Here is a 2,619-nt window from a genome sequence, read left to right on the forward strand (position 1 = left end):
GTATTCGACAACGGCTGCCGCAACTCCGCGTGAATGCTGGTCAGGTCGCTGCCGACCGTGCCGTCAATACGCCCCTCCAGTCCCGACGACGTCAGCCACGGCCGCCGATAACCCAAGTGCAGCCGGAAGCCGCCCGAATCGGTTGTACTGCTCGACAAGCCGAGCCCGAAGAGCAGGAAGTTCGGGCCCCAGTATTTATCGCGGGTATTGATTACGAGCGTGTGTTCGTCGCCGTTATCGACGAGTTGCTGCGTCGCGCTTTCGAAATTGCCAAGCGTGGTCAGCGACAGCAAGTCCCTGGAAACCGCCGCGGGGTCGTACACATCGCCTTCTTGCACGTGCAGTGTTTCGCGGATGCGCGCCTGCGGCACCGCGCCCTGCGATGCAATCTCGATGCGCGTAATGCGCACCGGCTTGCTCGCGGGCGCGGAATGCGCCACGCGATACGCTGCGTAGTCCGCAGGCGACAACGCCAGATGCCGCAGCTTCGGCAGCGCGGCGGTGGCGGCAGCTTCGCCCGCAGCAATGGCCTGGCGCGCATTGGCGAAATCCGTGAAGCTGAGGGAACCGAGCGCGGGTTCGATCAGCACGTCGTCGGCCTTGAGTTGTTCGCGTTGCCGCGCGACGTTCTGATGGATCAGGATGCCGATCATCTGCTGCATCACGTCGGTGGGCGACGCCAACGCATCGAGCGGCCGCAGCGGCGAACCGATATCCACGGCGATCACAACGTCGGCGCCCATGTCGTGGGCGGTTTCTATCGGCAGGTTGCTGACTATGCCGCCATCGACCAGCGTGCGTCCGTCCACATCCGTCGGCGCGAACAGGCCGGGCAGCGCCATGCTCGCGCGGATCGCCTGCGATAACGACCCGTGATCGAGCACGACCTTCTGGCCGGTCTGCAAGTCCGTGGCGATCGCACGAAACGGGACGGGCAGTGCGTTGAACGAGATGTCCCCGGGCACCGTGCTCGTCCAGTCCTGCAGCAGTGCCTGAAGCTGCGTGCCCTGCACAAGACCGGCCGGCAAGCGAAAGCCGCGCGAGCCGTAACCAAACGACAAGCTGTTCATATACAGCCGCTCGTCCTCCCGCTGCGATTGCGGCAGATCGGCGCGCGCGGTGACGTCGAATGCGACGTCGGCGAGATTGATTTTCGCGAGCCGGTTGTCCATGTCCTGCGCGCTCATGCCGCTCGCGTACAGTCCGCCGACGACCGCACCCATGCTCGTCGCCGCAATGCAGTCGACAGGAATACGGTTCGCCTCCAGCACTTTCAGCACGCCGAGGTGCGCATAGCCGCGCGCACCGCCGCCCGAGAGCACGAGGCCGACCGCGCGCCGGGGCGACGGGCCTGCATCCGCAACGCACGCAGCACCCTCTGCCGCTGCTGGACGCTCTGCGCCGGCGCAGCCGAGCACAAGCAGCGCGGCGGCATAACGCAAGCGCCGACGTGCGAGATTCGAGCGATTGGCGGTTTTTTTATCGTTGGAATGTTTGCTCGACAAGACTCGTGTATCCGATGCAGAAGGAACGAGTTCGAGAGATTACAGTGTTTCGCATCCCGAAATCGCGATCGTGATGTGCGGCCGCGGACTAATCGAGAAATGCCTTTGCGCGTTTTTGCAGCATGGTCCTGAAATCGTCGAGCCAGCCGATGGACAACCGCCAGCTCTGCCAATAAAGATCGACATCCATATGGGCGCCGGGCACGACGCGGACGAGTTCGCCCGATTCGATCAGCGGCCGGATCATGCGTTCGGGACACATGCCCCATCCCATCCCGGACGCGCAGCCGCGCACGAAACCCGCCACGTGCGGAATCAGGTGCCGCGGGGGATCGAGATCCGCGCGCGTGATGCGGCGGATGAAGCGCCGCTGCATCTGGTCCTTCGAATTGAATTCGACACGCGGCGCATGGCGCAACGCGTCACGCGTGAGGCCCTCCGCGAAATATCGATCGAAAAACGCGGGCGAACACACGGGCAGGTACCGCATGCGCCCGAGTTTGGTCGACCGGCATCCCTGCACGGCTTCGGCTTGCGTGGTCACCGCGCCTTGCACGCTGCCGTCGCGCAGTTGCTGCGCGGTGTGGTCCTGGTCGTCGATCACCAGGTCCAGGAGCATTTCTCGTTCGACACAAAATTCCGATACGGCATCGATGAACCACGTCCCCACGCTGTCGTCGTTGACTGCGACGCGAAACGTCGGCCACGCTTCGGCAAGCATGCCGGGCAGTGTCGGCATCTGACTGCCGAGTTCGGTTTCGAGCCGGCGCACGCGTTCAATATGGCGGCACAGCAGCGCGCCCGGTGGCGTCGCGATACACGGCTGGCCGCGCTTCACCAGCACGCTTCCCACGCGCTCTTCCAGCAGCTTCACGCGCTGCGATACCGCCGATGGCGTCACATTGAGCTCGCGCGCCGCGCGATCGAACGAGCCATGACGCACCACGGCGCCGAGCGCATCGAGAAGGGCATAATCAAGCATTAGCGTTTCTTAAGTGGCATTAGGAGAGTTAGCTTTATTTACGGAAGTACGACCGGCAGACTACGCCTCTAAACAGCGTCCGTCACGCTTCTTCTCCCTGGACCCGCCATGCAACCCACGCCATTTGCGCTC

At 63.8% G+C, this 2,619-nt stretch carries 2 protein-coding genes (1 of these 2 running past the window's edge); both read right to left on the minus strand.

Features of this window, described 5'->3' with window-relative positions:
* Positions 1 to 1,505 carry the 5' portion of a patatin-like phospholipase family protein gene (locus ACFFAR_RS23615; RefSeq protein ID WP_375508570.1) on the minus strand. It extends 811 nt beyond the left edge of the window, so 1,505 of the gene's 2,316 nt are visible here — the first part of the coding sequence; the start codon lies at positions 1,503 to 1,505; the stop codon falls past the left edge of the window.
* Positions 1,506 to 1,593: 88 nt separating this feature from the next.
* Positions 1,594 to 2,487 carry an ArgP/LysG family DNA-binding transcriptional regulator gene (locus tag ACFFAR_RS23620; RefSeq protein ID WP_174364808.1) on the minus strand — a complete coding sequence of 298 codons (894 nt, stop codon included), beginning with the start codon at positions 2,485 to 2,487 and terminating at the stop codon, positions 1,594 to 1,596.
* Between the last annotated feature and the right edge of the window lie 132 nt (positions 2,488 to 2,619).

The sequence above is a fragment of the uncultured Caballeronia sp. genome (assembly GCF_964243625.1).
GTDB lineage: Bacteria > Pseudomonadota > Gammaproteobacteria > Burkholderiales > Burkholderiaceae > Caballeronia.

Excerpts from the sequence above, each read along its gene's own strand:
- ACFFAR_RS23620 (WP_174364808.1), bottom strand. The coding sequence starts at position 2,487 with ATGCTTGATTATGCCCTTCTCGATGCGCTCGGCGCCGTGGTGCGTCAT.